This window comes from Roseiflexus sp. RS-1 (genome assembly GCF_000016665.1).
Lineage (GTDB): Bacteria > Chloroflexota > Chloroflexia > Chloroflexales > Roseiflexaceae > Roseiflexus.
This window is the reverse complement of record NC_009523.1, coordinates 5,780,410-5,801,598: the sequence shown is the minus strand read 5'-3', so window position 1 is coordinate 5,801,598 and position 21,189 is coordinate 5,780,410. Positions and strand designations below refer to the sequence as shown.

Genomic DNA, 21,189 nt, shown 5'->3' with positions numbered 1-21,189 from the left:
AGCGGATCGATTTCATCACACAATCATAACAATCACGAGGACGGCGGCTCCGGCAGATCGAGCGGGGGCAGGTCTGCCAGACTGCTCAGACCGAACTGACGGAGGAACCCGGCGGTAGTGACATACAGGATCGGTCTGCCGACCGTTTCGAGCCGTCCGCCTTCCGCGATGAGGTCGCGCGCCAGCAGTGCCCGCAAGACGCCGCTGCTATCCACGCCGCGGATCGCTTCGATCTGGGCGCGCGTGACAGGCTGGCGGTACGCGATAATCGTCAACACTTCGAGCGCGGCGTTCGAGAGGCGTGTGGCAGGGGGAGCGCCCAGAAAACGCTCGATAACCGCTGCTGCTTCGGGTGCAGAAACCAGCTGGACGCGATCGGCATCGCGCTGGAGACGGATGCCGCGCTCGATGCATGCTGCCGCCAACTCATCGAGCGCCTGCTCCACTGCATCAGGTGGCAGATCGAGCGTCCGCGCCAGTTCGGTGATAGTCACCGGTTCGCCTGCAACGAACAGGATCGCCTCGATCAACTGCACCGTCGTGGGCGCTGATTGGGGTGGTATGTCGGGCAGCGGGGATTGTTCCATACGACGATTTCGGGTTCAACCACACCTGGCGTCAATGAGTCCACTGCAAAAAGGCATGGTACCGCAGCAGCGGATGCGCTATCGCGTCCTCAAACGCATGCTTCGCCGTGCATCCATCACAGTCCGTTTTCAGGATTCTCCGCGCGCCCGGCGTCTCAGCGGTGCATGTTTGCAGTGAACTCGTCAATGCAATCGCGTGGCAGGCGTGCTGCGGGGGAGGATCCAGCACCCTGCATTCCGGCATGCGACCGCCAGACCTTACGAAAGGTACTGCACATCGCGCGGAAAGGTCGTCAGCGACTCGGCGCCGTCAGCGGTGATGACTACGTCATCCTCGATGCGCACGCCACCCAGACCACGAATGTAAATCCCTGGTTCAACCGTAAATGTTGCGCCGACTGGAAGCGGCGCCTGGTTTCCTGCTACGATGAAGGGCGGTTCGTGGATATCGAGACCGATCCCATGCCCGGTGCGGTGGATAAAGTACGCTCCGTATCCGCCATGTTCGATGATCTGCCGCGCCGCTGTGTCGATCGACTCGCCGGTGGCGCCGGGTTGCGCGGCAGCGATACGCCCGGCAGTATTCGCCGCCTGCACAAGATGGTGGATTCGCAGCGCCTCGTCGGACAGGCGTCCCACCGCAAACGTGCGGGTAATATCCGACACATACCCCTGATACACGGCGCCGCCGTCGAATACCACCAGATCGCCTTCCTGCAACACACGGTCCCCGCTGGTATGATGCGGGTTGGCACTGTTCGGTCCGCTGGCGACCGTGGTCTCGAATGCGGGTAAGCATCCCGCAGCGCGAATAGCGCGTTCCCACAGGTCGGCAATGTCGCGTTCGCGCATGCCTGCCCGTACCTGCGCGATCGTCTGGCGCAGCGTGTCTTCGATGACACGCACTGCCTGGCGGATTGCATGCAGTTCCTCCGCATCTTTGACCATGCGCATGTCCATCAGCAGTGGTGTGACATCCGCAGTCTGCGCGCCGGGAAGCGCCTGTTCCAGCGCGCGAAGTTCAAATACCCGCATAACCGTATGCTCGATGCCAATGACGCTTCCCGCACCCAGACCGACATCACGCGTCGCGCGCGCCAGCGCCTGTTCCGGTCCTTCGGCGTCGCTCCAGGGATAGAAGCGAAACAGTGCGCCTGTCGTCTCGGCAATGCGTGCATGCTCCAGCGCCGGAACCACCAGCGCCGGTTGCCCGGAAACCGGGGTGAGCGCCAGAGTCAATCGCAAACCGGCGTGCAGCGTTATTCCCGAAAGATAGCGCAAATTACTGCCGGGAACAATAGCCAGAGCGTCGAAGCCGTAACGACGCATGGCTTCCTGGATGCGCGTGATGCGGTGGGACATGGTCTGTTCCTTTTGTGTTGAAGATTGAAGGTTGGACGTTGAAGTTCAACGTTGAATGTTGTGCAGACTACTGGGTATCGCGCTCGTGATGTGGGAAGCGTACCCGTGCCACAGTCCATTCCTCACCGATGGTGAGCGAAAACTCTCCCTGAAGATCGTCCTGCACCAGCGTGCGGATGATGTGCAACCCCAATCCACTGCCGCCGCCCGACGATTCCGCAGTCGCCGATTCTGGAGAAGCGACACGGCTCGGACCGTCATCACGGACCTCGACGGCGATCATGCCGTCCTGCTCGCTCGTTTCGATGATGATAACGCCGCCGCTAACGGCAAGCCCGTGGGTCATCGCGTTGACGATCAGTTCATTCAGCACGATTGCCAGCACAGTAGCGTCACGTGAGCCAACGCGCGCCTGAACGCCGCGGATTTCGAAGTGGACCGGGCGTTCGGGCGACGAGAGGCTGAGTCGGGCGCTCTCGACGATCTGACGCGCCACCGCGTCAACTGTGGTCACGCCGACATCTTCATGACACAGCAGATTGTGAACGCCCGCAATCGCCTGAATACGCGCCACACTGTCGCGCAGCGCAATTGCACTGCGGTCATTTGGCGGCAGGCGGCGCTGTTGCATGGTCAGCAATGCCGAGATCGTTTGCAGGTTGTTGCGCACACGATGATGCATTTCCTGCAACATTGCAGATTTGACCGCCAGAGCGCGCAGGCTTTCGTCGTACAGGCGCGCATTCTCGATCGCAATCGCCGCTTCGTCGGCAAAGGTAGAAAGAAGGCGCATATGCTCATAGTCGAAATGGCGCGCTTCACGGGTATACAGGCAGATGGCGCCGATCGTGCGCTTTTGCTGGACGCGCAGCGGCATGCAGAAGAGTGAATAGAAGTTCTCGCGTGCTGCGACTTCTGCGAGTTCGGGGAAGCGCGAGTCGTTGAAAGCGTTGTGTACTGCCAGCGGACGCGCCTCGCGCACTGCCTGAACGATGAATCCGGGGATTTCGCCGCGCGGCGTTCCGCCGTAGGTCGCGGCGAGTTCCAGTCGTCCATCATTGCCGACACGGAAAATATCCGCGCGTTCAGCGCGCGAGAGTTCCACTGCCTTGGCGACGATCAGTTTCAACACCTCTTCGAGATTGAGTTGCTCAGCAATACTCTTTGAGACCTGTTGCAGGGTTGTCAGTTCGCGCACCTTCTGGTGCAATTGCTCGTCGGTTTGCTGATAGAGTTGCGCATTGACGATGAAGAACGCCAGTTCGCCGGCGACGGTTTCGACGAAGTTGATCTCTTCGGCGGTAAAATCGCGCGGACCATAGGTTTGAACGGTGATCACACCCTGCAACTTGGCAGCGCCCAGATGGAACCGTTCAACGCTGAACAGAACAATCGGCACGGCGAGCATCGAGCGGTACGGTTCCTCGCCCAACCCCGGTTCGATGTGAAAACGCGGCTCACGACGCACATCGCGCACCGCGATCGGTCGCCCCTCCCGCGCAGCCCATCCGGTGATACCCTCGCCGATACGGATGCGCACCTGCCCGACGGCGGCGCTGTTCAACCCGTGGGTCGCCCGCAGTGTCAGATCATCGGTGTTCTTGTCGTACAGGTACACCGAACAAACCTCCACGCCGATCACTTCAGCGACCGTCTCGACGACCAGTTGCATCGACGTATCCAGGTCGAGCGTGGAGTTGGCGGCGGAGATGATCCGGTGGAGACCCTTGAGTTCCGCCATACGTCGCACCAGGTGACTTTCCCATTCACGGGTGCGTTGTTCTTCGCGTGCAGCGCCGTATGCCAGCAGCAACTCGGAGAGTGCAACCCCCGGCTCGACGCCATGCAATTCCGAAAGCGCCAGACCGAATTCTGCCAGCACCTCCGGCTCTCCGTCCTGGCGAAACCAGAGCGCTCCTAACTGACGCAGCAGAACGCGCCGCTGCTCGTTCGACTGACTGGCAGCCAGTTGATCGATCACTTCCGAAATGTTCGGCAGCGATGCTCGCAGTTCCTCCACGAGCATGGGAAGGAAAGCGGTTTGCGGACTGTGCATACGAACCTGCCAGACGACGAGATTTTTGTGACCTTCGACGCATATTATAACAAACTGACCCGGCGATGGAGCGGGTTTGCGGGGAAGTACAGGTTGAACATACACGCAGTGCGCCGTCACTCTTCAGGCGACACGGGCAGCCACATGACGACATCCGCCCATACGCTGAGCATCCCGTCTTCCGCTGTGCTGGTCAGTACAACTTCGGCGCCGGTTGTATCGAATGTGTAGGTTCCCAGTTCCGCCCAGTCGTTCGCGTGCGTCGCTGCATCGACGATCACTTCCGCCGTTCCATCGGCGTGCTGAACCAGATAGCGCACGTTTGTTGCATCGCCCAGGCGGCTGACAGCATACGGAATAAACGCGATCACGCGGTACTTTCCTGCTGAAGGTAATGTGGCGCGCCAGATCGCCAGCGCGGGCGGGTTCAGCGGGCGCACCTTCCACGGTCGTCCCCCCGCGCCACGGACTGATGCGATGAACAGCGACTCGCCCCCATATCCCACGGGTGCGCTGTTCCACCCCTCCCCATCGATCAGGAAGCCGGGGAGCCCGGCATCGACGGCGACCGCTCCATCGGGTGGCGGAGCGCACGGTGACGGACGATCCTTCCAGAGCCATGTGCTCACCGTGCCGGCGGGATGCGCACGCCATGGATCTTCTCCCATGCCGCACCAACCGTAGGGATCGGTGTTGCGTCCCAGGTACTGAACGCCGAAGTGCAGGTGGGGTCCAGACGAGCAGCCAGTGTTGCCAATGATACCGATCGATTGCCCACGCGCCACACGCTCGCCAATCGCCACATCCACGCGGTGGAGATGCCAGTAGAGCGTGCGATAGCCATTCTCATGGTCGATGACGACCGCGCGGGTGGCGCAACCGTCGTCGGCATTTCCGGCGAACACCACTTCGCCATCGGCAGCCGCCAGTGCTCGTTCCGGCGGCGCTGCGGCGTAATCCCACCCGTCATGACCGTTGTACGCAAAGATCGGGTCGGTTTCCACACGTCCCCAGTAGGTCGTGACGCCATCGCTGGCGTTGCGCATCAGGAACGGACCGCTGTGGTCGAAGAAGGACGTGACCGGAACTACTTTCCCGATTGGACGGGTCAGGAAGGGTTCGGAGAGCGGGAACCAGTCATCCGGCGGGATGCGCGGGTCGTCGAACAGGTTTGTATAGACGGAGCGAAATCGTTCCATCAATCCCGGAAGACGCTCTGGAACCGTCGTGGGGGCAAGGACGCGCGCCAGGGCATATCCGGCGAGCGACATCTCTTCCGTCGGCGGAGCAACGCTGCCGTCGGCGAAGGTGAGCGTAACGCGCTGCGGGTAATCGCGCCGTGCGTAGAGCATCTCGCGGACTGCCCAGCGCACCTGTGCCTGCAATCCGCGTCGTCGTCCGTTTTCGCCGCGAAACCCAACCGCCCACACGAACTGATCGGCGGTTGGCTGCGGATCGCTGATCAGGCTGCTGTGCAGTTCAATGAGCGCCAGAATAATCTTCGGGTTGACGCTGTAATAGATCGCCTGACCGGTCAACGCTTCTGCAAAGGTGTGCTGCCGATCCCCAACTGGCATCACGATCCGCTTCAGCGGTCCGGGATGGCTATCGAGGAACGCCTGGATCTGGATCGCATAGAACCCCGGCTCATAGGTCAGTCGCCGGTCATCGAAAAAAGTTGCCAGCGCGGGTGTGGGGGTAGGGGTTGGCGGGATCGGCGTTGTGGTTGGTATCACGGGTGGTGTTGGCGACAGGGGTGCGGGTGTGGCGGTGTTCACCGGTGCGCTGGTGGTCGGCAGCGTCGCTGCGGTTGGCGCGGGGACTGGCGGCGGTCCGGCGCAACCCGCCAGGGTTATGGCAGCAATGAACACCATGCACGTCAGGCGGCGCAGCATCGAAACCTTCTAATGATCGTCAAAACTGGCTGGCTGTCTGCGGTGCGGATTATACCCGATCTCTCGTTTTCCCAACCGCGAGCATATACACAGCAGCTTCCCGCTCGCCATCCACGCCAAGCATTGCATTGACTTCATCATCGAGGAAGGCGCCAACCGCGCAAACACCCATACCGTGCGATGTCGCCGCGAGATACAGGTTCTGCGCCAGGTGCCCTGCTTCGAGCAGCGCATACCGGTAGGCGCGCTCCTGGTACCGCCAGCGCAGCCGCTGAAGGATGACCGTGAAATAGACAACCGCATTGCACGTTCCCAGAAACTCCTGCATCAACCCATGTCGCACCGTTTCCCCCCGCACGTCAGCGTCGCGGATCAGCGACAGGGAATGATCGGCGACATTGTAGTGGTAGACACCGGGGCGCAGGTCGGCGACGCGGTGAATGGCAAGGTACGTCTCGATTGGATAGAGCGCGCCGGCGGACGGTGCAGCGCGCAACTTTATCCCGAAACGTTCGGCGTTGATTCCGCCGGTGTAGTAGAGCAGTCGCGACAGTTCCGCCAGCGTGAGAGGTTCATCACTGTAATGACGCACGGAACGTCGCTGTTGAATGGCGGTTTCAAGCGCCAATCCCGGTCGATCATCGGGGGGCGGCAGCATGATCCGCAGAGAGTCGGGGTATGTTTTGTACAAAGGCGGCTGTGCGCCCCAACTGGCAACTGCGCCGAACAGGTCGCTCATCCCCGGTTTGCTCCACTGATGATATGCCACACCCAGATCGGTTCCAAACGGCACATCCAGTCGTACGCGCGCCGTGCTGCGCCCGATTGCCAGACCTGCCAGACCGCCGATCAAGACGCCGAGGAAACCGCGCCGCGTATGCAGCGCACGCACGATGCCTGGAGCGCTGGGTTCAACCGTCGAGCGGCGTGGATGAACGGTTGCGAAAGCGGGAGATCTGGTGCGGGCGGTTGATCCCGAGCGGAACAGGCGAACGTATACATAGCGTCTCAGTCGACCCCAGTTCAGCGCCACGTGGAACATGACCAGCGCTGCCATGACATATCCGGCGTAGGTGTGGAACACAAATCCTGTCAGATCCCACACATCAGCGATGATGCCGGTGAGAATGGCAATCGTGGTTGTAACCAGCAGAGCGATACTCACCAGCGCGTTCACATCGTGGCGTAATCGTTTCATCGGGGCGCCCTTGAGCCTGCCAGACGGCGGCGTGTTTCAGGTGTTTGCACAGGAACGCTGGCGGGGACAGATTCGGGTGATCGCTGAAGGACTCAGCGCCTCGGGTGTCGAGGGCTATGTGGCGCTGCTGTTCTCCTCGACCCATGCGCCGTATGGTGCATACACATGTTCGATGGCGAAGGCGTGGATCGCTGGCAGTTCATACGGATGCAGCGCGCGAATCGCCTCTTCCACGTCCTGATAGCGTGCAGCGGTCGTTTTGAACAGCACACGAAACTCTGGTTCGTGCTGGATTGCACCCTTCCAGCGGTACACACTCTCGATCTGTGAGATCTGCGCGCAGGCTGCCAGTTGTCGCTCGACCAGCGCCGTGGCAAGTTTCCGCGCATCCTCGACGCTTCCAACAGTCGTAATGACAGCGATCAGGTTCACCGGCGCCGTCCTATCCTTCAATCCTGTTGCTTCCTGTCTTCCGGCGATATTGTAGCATGCCGGGTAGCGTGCAGCAATCCGCGAATGCGTCATTGCAGGGCGGACGGTAGAGAATGCACGTTTCGTCCGCCTCTGGGATGCCACCGGTGACATCTCGAACGATTCGAACCTGCCTGCTCCGTGAGCGAGCAGGTATGACAGATAATGAGAAGGTAGAAGATAGAAGGTAGGAGACAGAACCTGCCTGCTCTGTGAGCGAGCAGGTACTAGTAAAGACTTGCGCCCTCATACGTGGGAGGACTTCTGAATGGCAGCAACCCACTCTTCGTCCAGGATCGAAACGTCAGGTTGCTCCGGCGCATACCGCACCCGCACCGTTCTGCGCATCTTAAGACAACCGTACAATCTATAACCGTAGATTTTCTGCGCCTGCTGAAGGCGAAGGGGTTGTCCGTGCTGATCGGTTACCATCAGTTCCCAGGCGATAAAGTATGATATGCTTTCACTATCATCATCCTTCCATATATCAAGAACCGGACAATCCACTCTGGATTTCGCTTTCTTTAGCGATCTTTCAATCTGGTAATTACGATATAACTCCATAGAGGATAAAATCAAAGGGGGTGCGGATATTAATAACAAAAAGATTGACAGGGACGGGGAACTTAGTATGGTACAGAAGACCATGGGGGCGAATATGAGAAAAAAACAGAAACTGGAGAAGTGCTCCAAGAAAGATGGTCTTCTCCTATTTCGCGTATCTTTACTGGTTTCAAGTCGCCTCCGTTCCTTATTGGTCAACGACAATGATGGAGCATCAGATGCTGGATGCGGCGCCACCGGACTCTTGCAAAACGCGCAGAACGTGGCGGTCGTCTCCAGCGGCGCGCCGCAGTGCGGGCAGTGGCGCGCCTGATCGTCTTGCGTTCTATTCGCTTGTGTTGCGGTCTGAACGTGTTCGTGGACGGAAGTCGGCGATGAGTGAAATGTCTGATCCAGTGCATCGACATGCTGCTGCGGCGTCGCGTGCGGTGGCTGTGGCTCAGACAGCGCCCGGAGCGCACGCCGCGCGGTTTCGTTGTGCGGGTTGATCGCCAGCGCGCGTTCCAGGCATTCACGCCGCCGTTCAGGAGTTTCGACGAGCGACGCCATCCACAACCAGGCGACTTCGTGATGAGGATTAATGCGCAGCGCCTGCATGAGAAGCTTCTGACCGCGCGCTTTGTCGCCGGAGCGAATAGCAGCGATAGCATCGGCGACCAGACGGTGAACATCGGGCGAGACAGAGTGCGACATTGATACCTCCAGATGCCGGAGCGATGATGTACTGCCTTCTACCTGCATTATACCCACAGGTGCAGACGCAGACCTGATCGCTTTGATGGCAAAAATGCGACAGAGTCGCTACTGAAGAAAAAAGGAGCGCGTGGTATTATGTTTAAGTGCTCTCATTTCTTCAGAGCGACCACATGTTCAATGCTGCTCAGAGTGAAATTAGAGCAAGGCGTAGAACGGTTAACTGCCGGAGTCGCGCGTCAGGAGCGCGTAATGACCGCGCCTCCGGCACGCACGTGGTTCAATTGTTCTACAGGTCGCTACAGGCAGGACAGGTACGACGGTTCTGAGAACCGGTAGCAGCGGTAAGTGTTCACATTTCTCCTGGGAGCGCGGGCAGCGTGCCTTCGGAGACGCGACGCGGGCGGGACGCCCGCGCTCCCAGGCGCGCGTGTTCCCCCAGGTGTGAACAGTTACTAGCAGCGTCTGTATCCCCTCGCGGATCGGAAGCGTGGCAAGAGAGAATCCGGTGACTTCTGGCGCAACATCCGACAACGACACGCCACGTCTGGAGAATCCATTCATCCAGCGCACGCGCATCGTTGACGCCGCCCGTTTTGCCGGGCGCTGGCGTGAATTGTCGCTGATCTTCGATGCAATCGAAGCGCGTCGACCGGTCATAGTCACCGGTCCGCCGGGTATCGGCAAATCATCGCTGCTCACCCATATCACTGCATCGGCTGCGGTACATCTGGAAGAGCCACTGCTGCCGTCGTTCTACCTGGCGCTTCACGAAGCGGCAACGCCGGAGGATGTCTACGAGACCGTGCTTCAGGCATTGGGGATTCCAGGCGCAACGTCTGCGGCTTTAGAAGTTGCGCTGCTTGAGATGGAGACGCCGGTGCTCCTCTGCCTTGATGACGCTCATCGCGCGTTGGATGCGGGATGGGGCGACACGTTGCTCAATACGCTGGCGCGCATTGCGCGTGGCGGGCAGTTGATCCTGGTTGTGGCGTCGGCAGGGGAGATGCCGTTGCTCAGCGAGCGGTTCGCCAGCGTTCGCCTCGGCGCCTTCGCGCCAGCAGAAGTTCGCCTCTTCGCAGAAACCTATCTTGAAGGAACCGGCGTCAGTTTCACGCCTGCTGAATTGCGATTGCTGAGCAATCTCAGCGCTGGTCATCCCGCCTATCTTCAGCGCGCAGCATACCACCTGTTCGAGAGTCGCCGCGACGGGCGCGATTGGCGTGCGCATTTTCTCGTCGAGGCACGGGAACGTCCCATTCCGGGGGCGCCATTGCCGCCGGAGGCTTTTGAAGGCGAAGAGGGAGAAGGTGGTATCAGACCGCGCTACGGTACGCTTCAGACCGAACGTTCAGGCGCGGAAGATACGCTCTTCCCGCTACCTGAAGCACCCCGCGCTCTCCTGCTGATGATTGTGCCTCTGGCGGCGTTACTGGTCTTCGTCGCTGTCGGTAATGTCATAACTGCCGTCCTGGTGGCTCTGTCGGGTCTCATGATCGCGCTGGTCTGGTGGTATCGTTGCAGAGTCAGTTGAACTGGCACGCCTGTACGGGCGCATTGGTTGCTACTGCTATTCGTCCATCCAGGAACCATACCAGCGCACCTCGTGAGAAACCGGTTTCAAAGACGAACCGATGTCTGCCAGGCGCGAAGACAACCGGCTGCCCGCGCTGGATCGGCGCCGGAACGAAGAAGTTTTGCCACCGGACAGGCACGGCGACATTGAACGCATTGTCATTTCGATACCCGAACCGCGCGATCGTTGTGCCATTGCTATCCGGCAGCGTGCACTCCAGTATGGGTTGGATGCGCACAACAGCATCGCTGCTGCAGCGAATCGGATAATTCGCCCATGCCGTCACCTGTCGCCCCGCCAGTGACCACGTCAGCGGCAAGCCGTCGAAGACTACTGCGAACGCTGCTCGCCGCGTGCCTGGCTCAAACGTGGTTGGCTGACCGAGGTCTTCCCGATAGCGATTGAACCGGTTTTCGCCACCCACCGGCATATGCACCGGCGCCGTCCCTTCCATCTCGTATCCAAAGATAGCGACATAACTTGCAGGTGAACGTCGCGCGACGCACGCGAGGATCGGGCGAGGCGTTCCCGTTCCCGGCGGAACAGTTGCCGTTGCTGTTGGAGTATTGGACGGGGTGGCCGAGGGGGTATTGGACGGCGTGGCCGAGGGGGTCGGCGAGGGCGTGCTGGTGAAGGTCGGCGTGGCCGAGGGGGTCGGCGAGGGCGTGCTGGTGAAGGTCGGCGTGGCCGAGGGGGTCGGCAAGGGCGTGCTGGTGAAGGTCGGCGTGGCCGAGGGGGTCGGCGAGGGCGTGCTGGTGAAGGTCGGCGTGGCCGAGGGGGTCGGCGAGGGCGTGCTGGTGAAGGTCGGCGTGGCCGAGGGGGTCGGCGAGGGCGTGCTGGTGAAGGTCGGCGTGGCCGAGGGGGTCGGCGAGGGCGTGCTGGTGAAGGTCGGCGTGGCCGAGGGGGTCGGCGAGGGCGTGCTGGTGAAGGTCGGCGTGGCCGAGGGGGTCGGCGAGGGGGTGCTGGTGAAGGTCGGCGTGGCCGAGGGGGTCGGCGAGGGGGTGCTGGTGAAGGTCGGCGTGGCCGAGGGGGTCGGCGAGGGGGTGCTGGTGAAGGTCGGCGACGGCGTATTGGATGGCGTCGCCGAGGGGGTGCTGGTAAAGGTGGGCGACGGCGTATTGGATGGCGTCGCCGAGGGGGTGCTGGTCTCCGTTGGAGTGACGATGATCGACGGTGTGGTCGTCACTCCTGGACCTGTCACTTCAACGAACACATATGCTGCGCCTGTTGCCGGACCGGCGGCTGTATCGCCATAGGCGCCCACGAGAATGGTATTACCGTCAATACTGATCGATCCGCCCAATCTATCGCCAGCGTTGGTGTCGCTGCCGATCAGTTTTGCGCGCTCAATCCACGTGGTTGTCGCGCGCTCGAAGATGTAAACGGCGCCGCTTGCAGGTCCGTTTGAATTGTGCAATGGCGCACCGACGACGAGTCGCCGGTTTTCGAGCGCCAGTGCGCTGCCAAACTGGTCACTGCCAGCGGTATCGCTGGCGACGAACTTCTGCCGCTGCACCCAGGCTGTTCCGTTAAATTCAAAAAGATAAACGGCGCCGCTGGCACTTCCAACGAAACGGTGCAGCGGCACGCCGACCGCCAGCCAGCCATCGTCCAGCGCAATTGCGCTGCCAAAACGATCGCCTGCAATGGTATCGGGCGCACCTACTTTATACCGTTGCACCCAGGAGACGCCGTCAAACTCGAAAAGGTACACTGCGCCGCCTGGACTTCCAGGTGAACTATGGAGCGGCGCGCTCACTGCCAGCCAGCCATCGTTCAGCGCCAGTGCGCTGCCAAAACGATCGCCGGGGGCGGTGTCGACGCCGATTAACTTTTGCTGTTGCACCCAGGAGGCGCCATCGAAGGTAAATACATACACCGCACCGGCGTTGACGCCGAAGGAGTCGTGCATCGGCGCACCGACAAAAAGGGTGTTGTCATTGATTGCAAGCGCATTGCCAAACTGTGACAGCGAGTCGGGATCATTGGGCAGAAGGATCGTCTGCTGTTGCCAGGTAGCGTTGGAGAAGAGATACACCACGCCGTCATTCTGTGCGCCAACACTGGCATACGGCGCGCCCGCCGCCGTGTACGACCCATTGGTAGCCACGGTTGCGCCGAGGTATGCGTCGATCAGAGGGCTTGATGTTCCCAGTCGCGCCTGCTGCGTCCACGATCCGGCGTTGCGGGTGAACGCATAAGCAGCGCCAGCATTCCGCACAAGATCTGACTTCCCGTAGGCGCCGACGATCGCCGTATCACCCCTGACTGCAACCGATAACCCAAAATAATTGTACTGCGCAGCATCCGCAGCGAGAAGTTTTGTCTGCGTAAACGTCAGCGATGATTGCATCATCACCGACCGGGCGGGTGCAAACAGCGTGAGCAGCGTGATCAGTACAACGCCCGCAACGGGCGCGCTGAGTCTTTTCCAAGAGCGCATGAGACGCCTCCTGCTACGACGTCTGATGGATTGTCAGCCTCATGCCCGACTTCATCATACCAGCGAACCGGTGATAAGAAACGATGACCAAAGTACCAGAACGCTCACGTTGCCATGTTTGATTACTACCATACTTCGCTGTGCTGGCAAACAGGTGAACGCAATGTGAATAAGGTTTTATGAGCGGCGCGTGACCGGAGCGCCGCAGTGACGGTTGTACTAGAGAACGAGGAACGCTTCTCATATGAGCGCGTCATGAACGATGCATTGTGCGGTCATAGGCGATCATAGCGATAGAAAGGAAACATTGGTGACCTCTCGATCTCTTCGAATTATCGTCATCACGTCGCCTGATCAACTCGATCAGGAATGGATCAACCGTCTTGCGCGCGAGGCGGACGTCGAGGGCCTCGACCGTGTGGGCAGCGTGGCTGCCGGAGTGCTTCTGGCGCAGCAGCATCGCCCGGATCTGGTGATTGTGGATCGTGATGTCGAACAGACAGAGTCTGCGATACGCCAGATCTTCACGCAGGTTCCTTCCACCCTCTGCATTGCTGTCACCCCTTCAGCGGATGTAACCTCACTGCGGCGCCTGGTGATGGCTGGCGCCCGCGATGTGATCGGACGTCCGATCCAGCATGCCGATCTGATGAATAGCATTCATGCGGTCATTGCCGCAGAACGTGATCGCGTCGCCCGCTCATCCGCGGGTGGCGACCGACGCAACGGTCGGTTGGTGGTTGTGATTGCGCCAAAGGGCGGGGTTGGCGCCACGACGATCGCCGCCAATCTGGCGGTTGCGTTGCGTCAGGTGACGAATACGGGTGTAGCGCTTGCCGATATGGGGTTACAATTCGGCGATGTTGGCGTCCATTTGAATATCTGGTCGCGCCACACGCTCTACGATCTGGTGATGCATGCCTATGAACTGGACGATGCGCTTTTTGAGAAAGTTTTGCAGGCGCATAGTTCCGGGATCAAGGTGCTGCTTGCACCGCACGATCTGGAAATGGCTGGCGACATCTCACGCGAAGCGGTAGCGGCCGTGGTGCATGGGTTGCTGGAACGACACACGTATGTGGTATGCGATACCTGGTCATTCCTCGATGAAGTGACCGAGACGCTGCTCGAGAAGGCGGACGATGTGCTGGTCGTAACGACGCCGGAAGTGCCTGCGCTGCGCCATACCAAGAGTTTTCTGGAACATATCTCACGCAATGAACTGACGCGCGGGCGGATCACGCTGGTGCTCAACCGTTTCCCCAGCGTGAACGGCATTGCGCTCCAGGATATTCAGAAACACCTGCGCTATCCGGTAGGCGCCAATATTCCGAGCGAAGGTCAACCGATCACGCACAGCATCAATCGCGGCGTGCCGGTTGTGATGGCGCACCCTCAGAGTTGGGCAGGCCAGAGTTTCCTCAACCTGGCAGCATATGTCGCTGGCGACGGTGCACAATTAATTTCGCTCAAACGTTCGGGCGGAAAGAAAGCCGGCAAAGGATCGCTGCCGGGTGTGAAGGAGCGCCGCAGTCTGTTCAGCCTGGTGCGCGGTGCATAACAGCGCGGGCAGGCGACTTACGCTTCCGCCATCTTGTACCCGACCCCGCGCACCGTCAGGATCATGCGCGGGCGCGACGGCTCGGCTTCCACTTTTTCGCGCAACCGGCGCACACACACGTCGACCAGGTTCGTTTCGCCGACGTAATCGTACCCCCAGACTTCGCGGAAGAGGGTTTCGCGGTCGAACACATGCCCGGCGTTGGCGGCAAGGAAGTAGAGCAGTTCGAACTCCATCGGCGTCAGGTTGACTTCTTTGCCACGCACGGTAACCCGGTGGCGCGGTTCATCGATTTCAATCTCTCCCACGCGCACGACCGGCGGCGCAACGCGGTGCTTGTACCCCTCGACGCGCCGCAGGATGGCATCGACGCGCGCGATCAACTCGGCGGTTTTGAACGGTTTGGTAATATAGTCGTCAGCGCCGAGTTCGAAGCCGTGCACAATATCGTCGGTGCCATCGCGGGCGGTCAGGATGATGATCGGCACATCAGAACGCTCGCGAATGCGCTGGCATGCCTCGAACCCATCGACATACGGCATCATCACGTCGAGAATGACCACGTCGAACTTCGATTCGTTGAACGCTTTGAGCGCCTCCAGACCATTCTTGACTGCCACGATCTCATAGCGCGGATCCTTCAGCGTCACCTGAATCAACATGGCAATCGACGGATCATCGTCCGCGATCAGGATGCGCCGGGGATGGGCATTGTCTTCGTGTGCTCGTTCGGCAATTCGGCGTATGAGTCGCATAGTAGTACCATGTTCACCCGTACTGTGTGCAGTATAGCGACTCTTGCGCCACTCGTAAAGAGGGAAAGCGCGCTCAGGACGCCCAGCGGGTTAAGATATTTTCACGTTCGAAGAGGAGAATTGCGCCGGCGAAGGCGAGTATTGCCAGGAATGCCAGCGCTGTGCTTGCAATCAGCGCCAGCAGCGGTGTCAGCACCACGACGCCGAGCAACTGAGCGATGAACAGCGCCAGGAGCGGGACAACCACCACCGCCGACACCTGCTGTGCCGTGCGCGGATCGTTGACCCGACCCGAAATAGCGACCGTGGCTGCCACCATGATCAGCGCCAGCGACGGTGATCCGAGCAGCAGGAGGATCCACCATCCGCCGCCCAGGATCACCTGATAGACGCGATCACTGAGGACGATCAGCCGGAGTGCCAGAACAAAGACCGCTGCGGCGCCCCAGGTGATGATCAGCGATGGAATAAGGGACGCCAGGCATTTCCCCAGGAGCAGTTCCCAGGTGCGCACCGGCGCAGCAAGGAGCGGCTCGAGGGTGCGGCGCATTTTCTCGCCAACGATGCTGTACGACGCGATTGTGGCGGGGACGAGGAGGGGCATGATGAGAAACATCAACCCGAACTGTTTGCCCATCAATGCCTGACCCACCTCCGGTTCCGACAGACCGGCGAATGATGGATCGGCGATGACAGCGCCAAGCTGGCTGGTATCTTCGTCGGGCGTGCTACCGATGAGGTAGAGCGCAACGATCGGCAGAATGGTCAGCAGCAGCGGCGGCACGATGACCGTCATCAGGAGGGTCCGTTCACCGCGCAGTTCGAGCCATTCTTTGTGGAGAATCACGAGCGCTTTACGCATGTGACTGCCCTATCGGTTCTGCTTCGCGCACCAGGTGCAGGTACACGTCTTCGAGCGAGTGTTCACGTGGTTCGACGTACCGGATCGCAGCGCCTGCCTTGATCAGCGCCTGCACCAGGATCGGGTTCTGTTCGTCGGGATTGTCGAGCGAAAGAGTGAGCGCGTCGCCACTGGCAGCGGCGGCACGCACGAACGGCAGTGCACGCACCACATCGAGAAACATCGTTGCGTCGCCTGCAACGCGGATGCGCGTGCTGCTGCCGAAGAGTTCGGCGCGGAGCGTGTCGGGCGCGCCAATGCGCAGCAGGCGGGTGCGAAACACTGCGATCGTATCGCACAACTCGTCGGCTTCCGGCAGATTGTGCGTGGTGAGAAAGATTGTGCGCCCCTCGGCGCGTAGTTCTTTAATGAACTCGCGCACCGTGCGGGCGGCTTCCGGATCGAGACCGGCAGTTGGTTCGTCGAGAAAGATAATCGCCGGTTCGTGCAACAACGCGCGTGCGATGGCAAGTTTCTGTCGCATACCTTTCGAGAAACTGCCCACCGGATCGTCACGGCGATCCCACAGACCAAGCATGCGCAGGTATCGTTCAGTTTGCGCTTCGGCACGGGCAGCATCGAGATCGTAGAGCCGCGCAAAGAAGATCAGGTTCTGGCGCGCGCTGAGCCGCTCGTACAACCCCGGGCTTTCGGTCAGCAGCCCGACATTGCGGCGGATGTCCTGGTCTTCTTCACCGAGGCGATACCCGGCTACAACGGCGCTGCCGGATGTCGGGGCGATCAGCGCTGCCAGCATGCGCACCGTTGTCGTCTTGCCGGCGCCGTTTGGTCCCAGAAAACCGAACACCGCCCCGCGCGGGGCAGTGAACGTCAGGCGCTCGACCGCAACACGGTCGCCGAAAGCGCGAGTCAGGTCCCAGGTTTCAATGGCATGCATGGAAAAAGAACAGGCGGCAAGAGGTCAGGCGGATTGCACCACCCGGTCATACCCTCTGCCGCTGCAACAGTCACTCCAGATAACCACGCAGACCGCGCCCATAGTGCGGATGGCGCAATTTGCGCAGCACACGCGCCTCGATCTGCCGGATGCGTTCGCGCGTAATGCCGAATTCGCGTCCCACTTCTTCCAGCGTGCGATAGTGACCGTCGTACAAACCGTAGCGCAACTGAATAATGCGGCGTTCGCGTTCGGGCAATTTTTCGAGGGCGCTATCGATCTGCTCCCGCAGAATGTGGTGAGATGCGCTATCCATCGGAGTGACGCCTTTACCGTCTTCGATAAAGTCAGCCAGCACCGTATCGCCCTCAGTTCCGATCGGCGTTTCGAGCGAGATCGTCTGGCGCGCCGCTTCGAGCACCCGACGGACCTTCTCGACCGGAATACCGAGTTCGAGCGCGATCTCGTCCGGCGTCGGATCGCGCCCGGTGGTCTGCTGAATGCGATTGCTGGCGCGCATGACGCGATTGATCGTTTCGCCGACATGGACAGGCAGACGGATGGTGCGACTCTGATCGGCAATCACACGTGTGATCGCCTGACGGATCCACCAGGTGGCATAGGTCGAAAACTTGTACCCTTTGCGATAATCGAACTTCTCAGTTGCGCGCATCAGCCCGATATTGCCCTCCTGGATCAGGTCGAGCAGCGACATCCCACGACCAAGATATTTCTTTGCAATCGAAACGACCAGGCGCAGGTTCGCCTGGATGAGGCGTTCGCGCGCAGCCTGCCCTTCCTGGACCCACCGGTGAAGCTGGAGGCGCTCTGAAGGGGCGTAGTCGCCTTTCTGCAATCGTTCGCTCGCCTGCTCGCCACGTTCCACCTGCTGCGCCAGCATGATCTCTTCCTGAGCGGTGAGCAGATTCACCCGCCCGATTTCACGGAGATACACGCGCACCGGATCATCGACGCCCATGCTTTCAACGTCGGCATCGAAGTCGCGATCCAGCGCTTCGTCTTCTTCATGATCACGGTCGGCGTGAAAAGCGTCAATGGTCTGGTCGAAGGGTTCTCCAGCAGTGCGTTCGAGGATGTGATCGATCGTTTCAGACATCGATTCGGCGGCAGGGTGATGGACGCGAACGTGATTGCGCGGAGAGGTCTGCGACTCGTCGTGGGCCGTGGCCAGGAAGGAGTCGAGGGGTTCTTTCACATTCCACCAACCTTCTGTGCATAACGGCCAATTGATTATGTGCACACGGTAAGATAGCACAAAAATCGCACATCTTCAAGGACTATTTTGCACTAGTACCTGTCCCGCAGGCGCATGCTATAATCTCCCCTAAAGGCATACGGTCGTGTCTCCGGCGACGTGTCTGCATGTTCAATGCACAAGACGCTATCGCCTCCCGGTGTTCAGGCAGAGGCGTTTGCCTGGTTGCAGGGTGAGGCGCTTTATTTATATCCGCATATGAGCAGAAGGAGTAAACCGTGCAGATCTATCTTGACACAGCCAATCTGGACGAAATTCGCACTGCTGCGAGTTGGGGCGTGCTCAGCGGCGTGACCACGAATCCGTCGCTGATGGCAAAGGAGAAGGGCGCCGATTTCAAGGCGACGATTCAGGAGATCGCGAGCCTGGTGGATGGTCCCATCAGCGCTGAAACGACGGCGCTCGATGCTGATGGCATGGTGCGCGAGGGGCGCGAATTCGCCGCCTGGCACCCGAATGTCGTCGTCAAAGTGCCGAGTACGACCGAAGGTTTGAAGGCGGTGTCGCGTCTGGCGCGCGAGGGCATTCGTTGCAATGTCACGCTCTGCTTTAATGCAATTCAGGCGCTCCTGGCTGCGCGCGCCGGTGCGTTTATTATCAGCCCGTTCGTGGGGCGCGTCGATGATGTGGGTGTCGATGGCATGGACCTGATCCGCGAAATCGTGCAGATCTACCGCCAGCATCGGATTACGACGCTGGTGCTCGCGGCTTCCATCCGCCATCCGCGGCATATTGTCGAGGCGGCGCTGGCGGGCGCCGATATTGCGACCTGCCCGTTCAAGGTGCTCGAACAGAGTATGCGTCATCCGTTGACCGATATTGGTATTGAACGCTTCCTGGCAGATTGGAAAGCCTGGCAACAGGGGAAGTGACGCCTGGATTGCGTCGTGTCCGGCTTTTCAGGAAAGGCGATCAATGACATCAACATACACCGATCTCGACTGGCTCGCCATTAACACGATTCGCACATTGTCGATCGATGCTGTGCAGGCTGCCAGTTCCGGGCATCCGGGCATGCCGCTGGGTGCAGCGCCGATGGCGTATGTGCTCTGGACCCGTTTTCTGCGGTTCGATCCGGCTGATCCGTCCTGGCCCGACCGTGACCGTTTTGTCCTCTCCGCCGGTCATGGGTCGATGTTGCTCTACAGTCTGTTGCATCTGACCGGCTACGATCTCTCGCTCGACGAATTGCGGCGGTTCCGGCAGTGGGGATCAAAAACGCCGGGTCACCCGGAACGCCACGTGACGCCAGGCGTCGAGGTGAGTACCGGTCCGCTGGGGCAGGGTTTTGGCAATGCCGTGGGGATGGCAATCGCAGAGGCGTTCCTGGCGGCGACGTACAATCGTTCCGGCTATACTCTGTTCGATCATTACACATATGCGATTGTCAGTGATGGTGATCTGATGGAAGGCGTGGCTGCAGAAGCAGCGTCGCTGGCAGGGCATTTGAAGTTGGGGAAACTGATCTATCTCTACGACGACAATCGCATTTCGCTCGACGGTCCGACCGACCTGGCATTCACGGAAGATGTGTTGCTGCGCTTTGAGGCGTATGGATGGCATACAGCGCGTGTTGACGACGGTAACGATCTGGATGCTATCGAGGCGGCAATCCGTGCGGCGCAGGCGGTGCATGATCGCCCTTCCCTGATTGCGGTGCGCACCACAATCGGTTACGGCAGTCCGCTGGCTGGCACGCACCGGGTGCATGGCAGTCCGCTCGGCGTCGATGGGGTGCGCGCCACGAAACAAGCGCTGGGGTGGGATCCGGAGGCGACGTTCTTTATCCCCGACGAGGTTCGTGCGTATATGCGCGCAGCGCGTGAACGGGGCGCCGCGCTGCGCGCCGACTGGCAGGCGCGCTTTGAGGCGTATGCGGTTGCGTATCCTGCCGAAGCGCAGCAGTTGCGTCAGGCGCTGGCGGGGACGTTGCCGGACGGCTGGGAGGCGCAGTTGCCGACGTTCGATCCAGCAGGCGGCGATCTGGCGACCCGCGATGCGTCGGGTCAAACGATCCAGGCGCTGTACCGCGCAATTCCCTGGATGATCGGCGGTTCCGCCGATCTTTCAGAAAGCACAAAAACGCCGTACACGACAACGAAGAGTTTCCAGGCGAACGCGCGCAACGAGCGTGTGATCTGGTTCGGTGTGCGTGAGCATGGGATGGGCGCGATCCTGAACGGCATGGCGGCGCATGGGGGGGTCAAACCATACGGTGGGACGTTCCTGGTGTTTTCGGATTACATGCGCGGCGCTATCCGCCTTGCGGCGCTCTCGCACCTCCCGGTGATCTATGTGTTCACCCACGATAGCATCGGACTGGGGGAGGATGGTCCTACCCATCAACCGGTCGAGCATCTGGCGGCGTTGCGCGCCGTTCCGAATCTGTGGGTTATTCGCCCTGCCGATGCGAATGAGACCGTGGTCGCCTGGCAGGTTGCCCTGGAGCGCAGCGATGGTCCTACGGCGCTGATCCTGAGCCGGCAGAAGTTGCCGGTTTTCGACCGCCGGGCGTCGGCGGCAGCCGGGGGGGTGCGACGCGGGGCGTATGTGCTGCGCGACGCCGATGGCGGCGCACCGCAGATCATCCTGATGGCGAGCGGCTCGGAAGTGGCGCTGGCGCTGGCGGCGCAGATGGCGCTGGCGGCGCGCGGCGTGGCGGCGCGGGTGGTCAGTTTTCCGTCGTGGGAACTGTTTGCGCTGCAACCGCAGGAGTATCGAGATACTGTGTTGCCGCCGTCGGTGCGTGCGCGGCTGGCGATCGAAGCGGGTGTGTCGCAGGGATGGGAACGCTGGGTCGGTGACCACGGGGATTGCGTCAGCGTCGAAACGTTCGGCGCGTCGGCGCCGTATCAGGTATTGTTCCAGCAGTACGGTTTCACAACCGATTCCATCGTGGCGCGGGCTATGGCGGTTTTCGAGCGATCAGCCGGGTGCTGAATGTTTGTCATCC

16 protein-coding genes are annotated in these 21,189 nt (G+C 60.4%); 4 read left to right on the top strand and 12 right to left on the bottom strand.

Translation table 11 applies throughout. The features are described 5' to 3' along the window. Positions 1-32: 32 nt before the first annotated feature. The 7 genes from scpB to ROSERS_RS26360 all read right to left on the bottom strand — a co-directional run bounded on the left by scpB (position 33) and on the right by ROSERS_RS26360 (position 8,826). Positions 33-587 carry an SMC-Scp complex subunit ScpB gene (gene scpB / locus ROSERS_RS23795; RefSeq protein WP_011959297.1) on the bottom strand — a complete coding sequence of 185 codons (555 nt, stop codon included), beginning with the start codon at positions 585-587 and terminating at the stop codon, positions 33-35. A gap of 258 nt (positions 588-845) precedes the next feature. Next, complete coding sequence (locus ROSERS_RS23790) at positions 846-1,949, bottom strand: M24 family metallopeptidase (RefSeq protein ID WP_011959296.1); 1,104 nt, start codon at positions 1,947-1,949, stop codon at positions 846-848. 67 nt (positions 1,950-2,016) lie between these two features. Then, on the bottom strand, positions 2,017-4,005 hold the full coding sequence (locus ROSERS_RS23785; RefSeq protein WP_011959295.1) for a GAF domain-containing protein: 1,989 nt from the start codon (positions 4,003-4,005) through the stop codon (positions 2,017-2,019). A 116-nt stretch (positions 4,006-4,121) separates the two neighbouring features. Continuing rightward, the gene (locus ROSERS_RS23780) at positions 4,122-5,900 is read right to left on the bottom strand and encodes a peptidoglycan DD-metalloendopeptidase family protein (protein ID WP_011959294.1); all 1,779 of its coding nucleotides are present in this window, start codon (positions 5,898-5,900) and stop codon (positions 4,122-4,124) included. Positions 5,901-5,949: 49 nt separating this feature from the next. Further along, complete coding sequence (locus ROSERS_RS24530) at positions 5,950-7,098, bottom strand: SagB family peptide dehydrogenase (protein ID WP_011959293.1); 1,149 nt, start codon at positions 7,096-7,098, stop codon at positions 5,950-5,952. Positions 7,099-7,212: 114 nt separating this feature from the next. Next, positions 7,213-7,623: a divalent-cation tolerance protein CutA gene (gene cutA / locus ROSERS_RS23770; protein ID WP_011959292.1), complete on the bottom strand. Its 411-nt coding sequence runs from the start codon at positions 7,621-7,623 to the stop codon at positions 7,213-7,215. A 192-nt stretch (positions 7,624-7,815) separates the two neighbouring features. After that, entirely contained in the window at positions 7,816-8,826 is a 1,011-nt protein-coding gene (locus tag ROSERS_RS26360) for a zinc ribbon domain-containing protein (RefSeq protein ID WP_011959291.1), read from the bottom strand. 490 nt (positions 8,827-9,316) lie between these two features. On the opposite strand from ROSERS_RS26360, the gene ROSERS_RS23750 reads away from it, so the two are divergent. Then, positions 9,317-10,360, top strand: a complete 1,044-nt coding sequence (locus ROSERS_RS23750; protein WP_011959290.1) for an AAA family ATPase — start codon at positions 9,317-9,319, stop codon at positions 10,358-10,360. Here the strand turns inward: ROSERS_RS23750 and ROSERS_RS23745 are convergent. Beyond that, positions 10,353-12,845, bottom strand: coding sequence for an FG-GAP repeat protein (locus ROSERS_RS23745; protein ID WP_011959289.1), 2,493 nt, complete (start codon positions 12,843-12,845; stop codon positions 10,353-10,355). The genes ROSERS_RS23750 and ROSERS_RS23745 overlap by 8 nt on opposite strands. Positions 12,846-13,155: 310 nt before the next feature. Here ROSERS_RS23745 and ROSERS_RS23740 point away from each other — a divergent pair, with 310 nt between their 5' ends. Next, complete coding sequence (locus ROSERS_RS23740; RefSeq protein WP_011959288.1) at positions 13,156-14,406, top strand: AAA family ATPase; 1,251 nt, start codon at positions 13,156-13,158, stop codon at positions 14,404-14,406. A gap of 17 nt (positions 14,407-14,423) precedes the next feature. Here ROSERS_RS23740 and ROSERS_RS23735 read toward each other — a convergent pair whose 3' ends face one another. The 4 genes from ROSERS_RS23735 to ROSERS_RS23720 form a co-directional block, all read right to left on the bottom strand. Beyond that, a complete protein-coding gene (locus tag ROSERS_RS23735; RefSeq protein ID WP_011959287.1) occupies positions 14,424-15,161 on the bottom strand; it encodes a response regulator transcription factor in 738 nt (245 codons plus the stop codon). A gap of 73 nt (positions 15,162-15,234) precedes the next feature. Beyond that, a complete protein-coding gene (locus ROSERS_RS23730; RefSeq protein ID WP_011959286.1) occupies positions 15,235-16,023 on the bottom strand; it encodes an ABC transporter permease subunit in 789 nt (262 codons plus the stop codon). Continuing rightward, entirely contained in the window at positions 16,016-16,960 is a 945-nt protein-coding gene (locus ROSERS_RS23725) for an ABC transporter ATP-binding protein (RefSeq protein WP_011959285.1), read from the bottom strand. The genes ROSERS_RS23730 and ROSERS_RS23725 overlap by 8 nt, the downstream gene beginning before the upstream one ends. Before the next feature lie 70 nt (positions 16,961-17,030). Further along, positions 17,031-18,176 (bottom strand): RNA polymerase sigma factor, encoded by a 1,146-nt coding sequence (locus ROSERS_RS23720; protein WP_232282727.1) that lies wholly within the window; start codon positions 18,174-18,176, stop codon positions 17,031-17,033. 278 nt (positions 18,177-18,454) lie between these two features. On the opposite strand from ROSERS_RS23720, the gene fsa reads away from it, so the two are divergent. Next, positions 18,455-19,108, top strand: coding sequence for a fructose-6-phosphate aldolase (gene fsa, locus ROSERS_RS23715; protein ID WP_011959283.1), 654 nt, complete (start codon positions 18,455-18,457; stop codon positions 19,106-19,108). A gap of 43 nt (positions 19,109-19,151) precedes the next feature. Then, positions 19,152-21,176 (top strand): transketolase, encoded by a 2,025-nt coding sequence (tkt, locus tag ROSERS_RS23710; RefSeq protein WP_011959282.1) that lies wholly within the window; start codon positions 19,152-19,154, stop codon positions 21,174-21,176. Positions 21,177-21,189 lie beyond the last annotated feature (13 nt).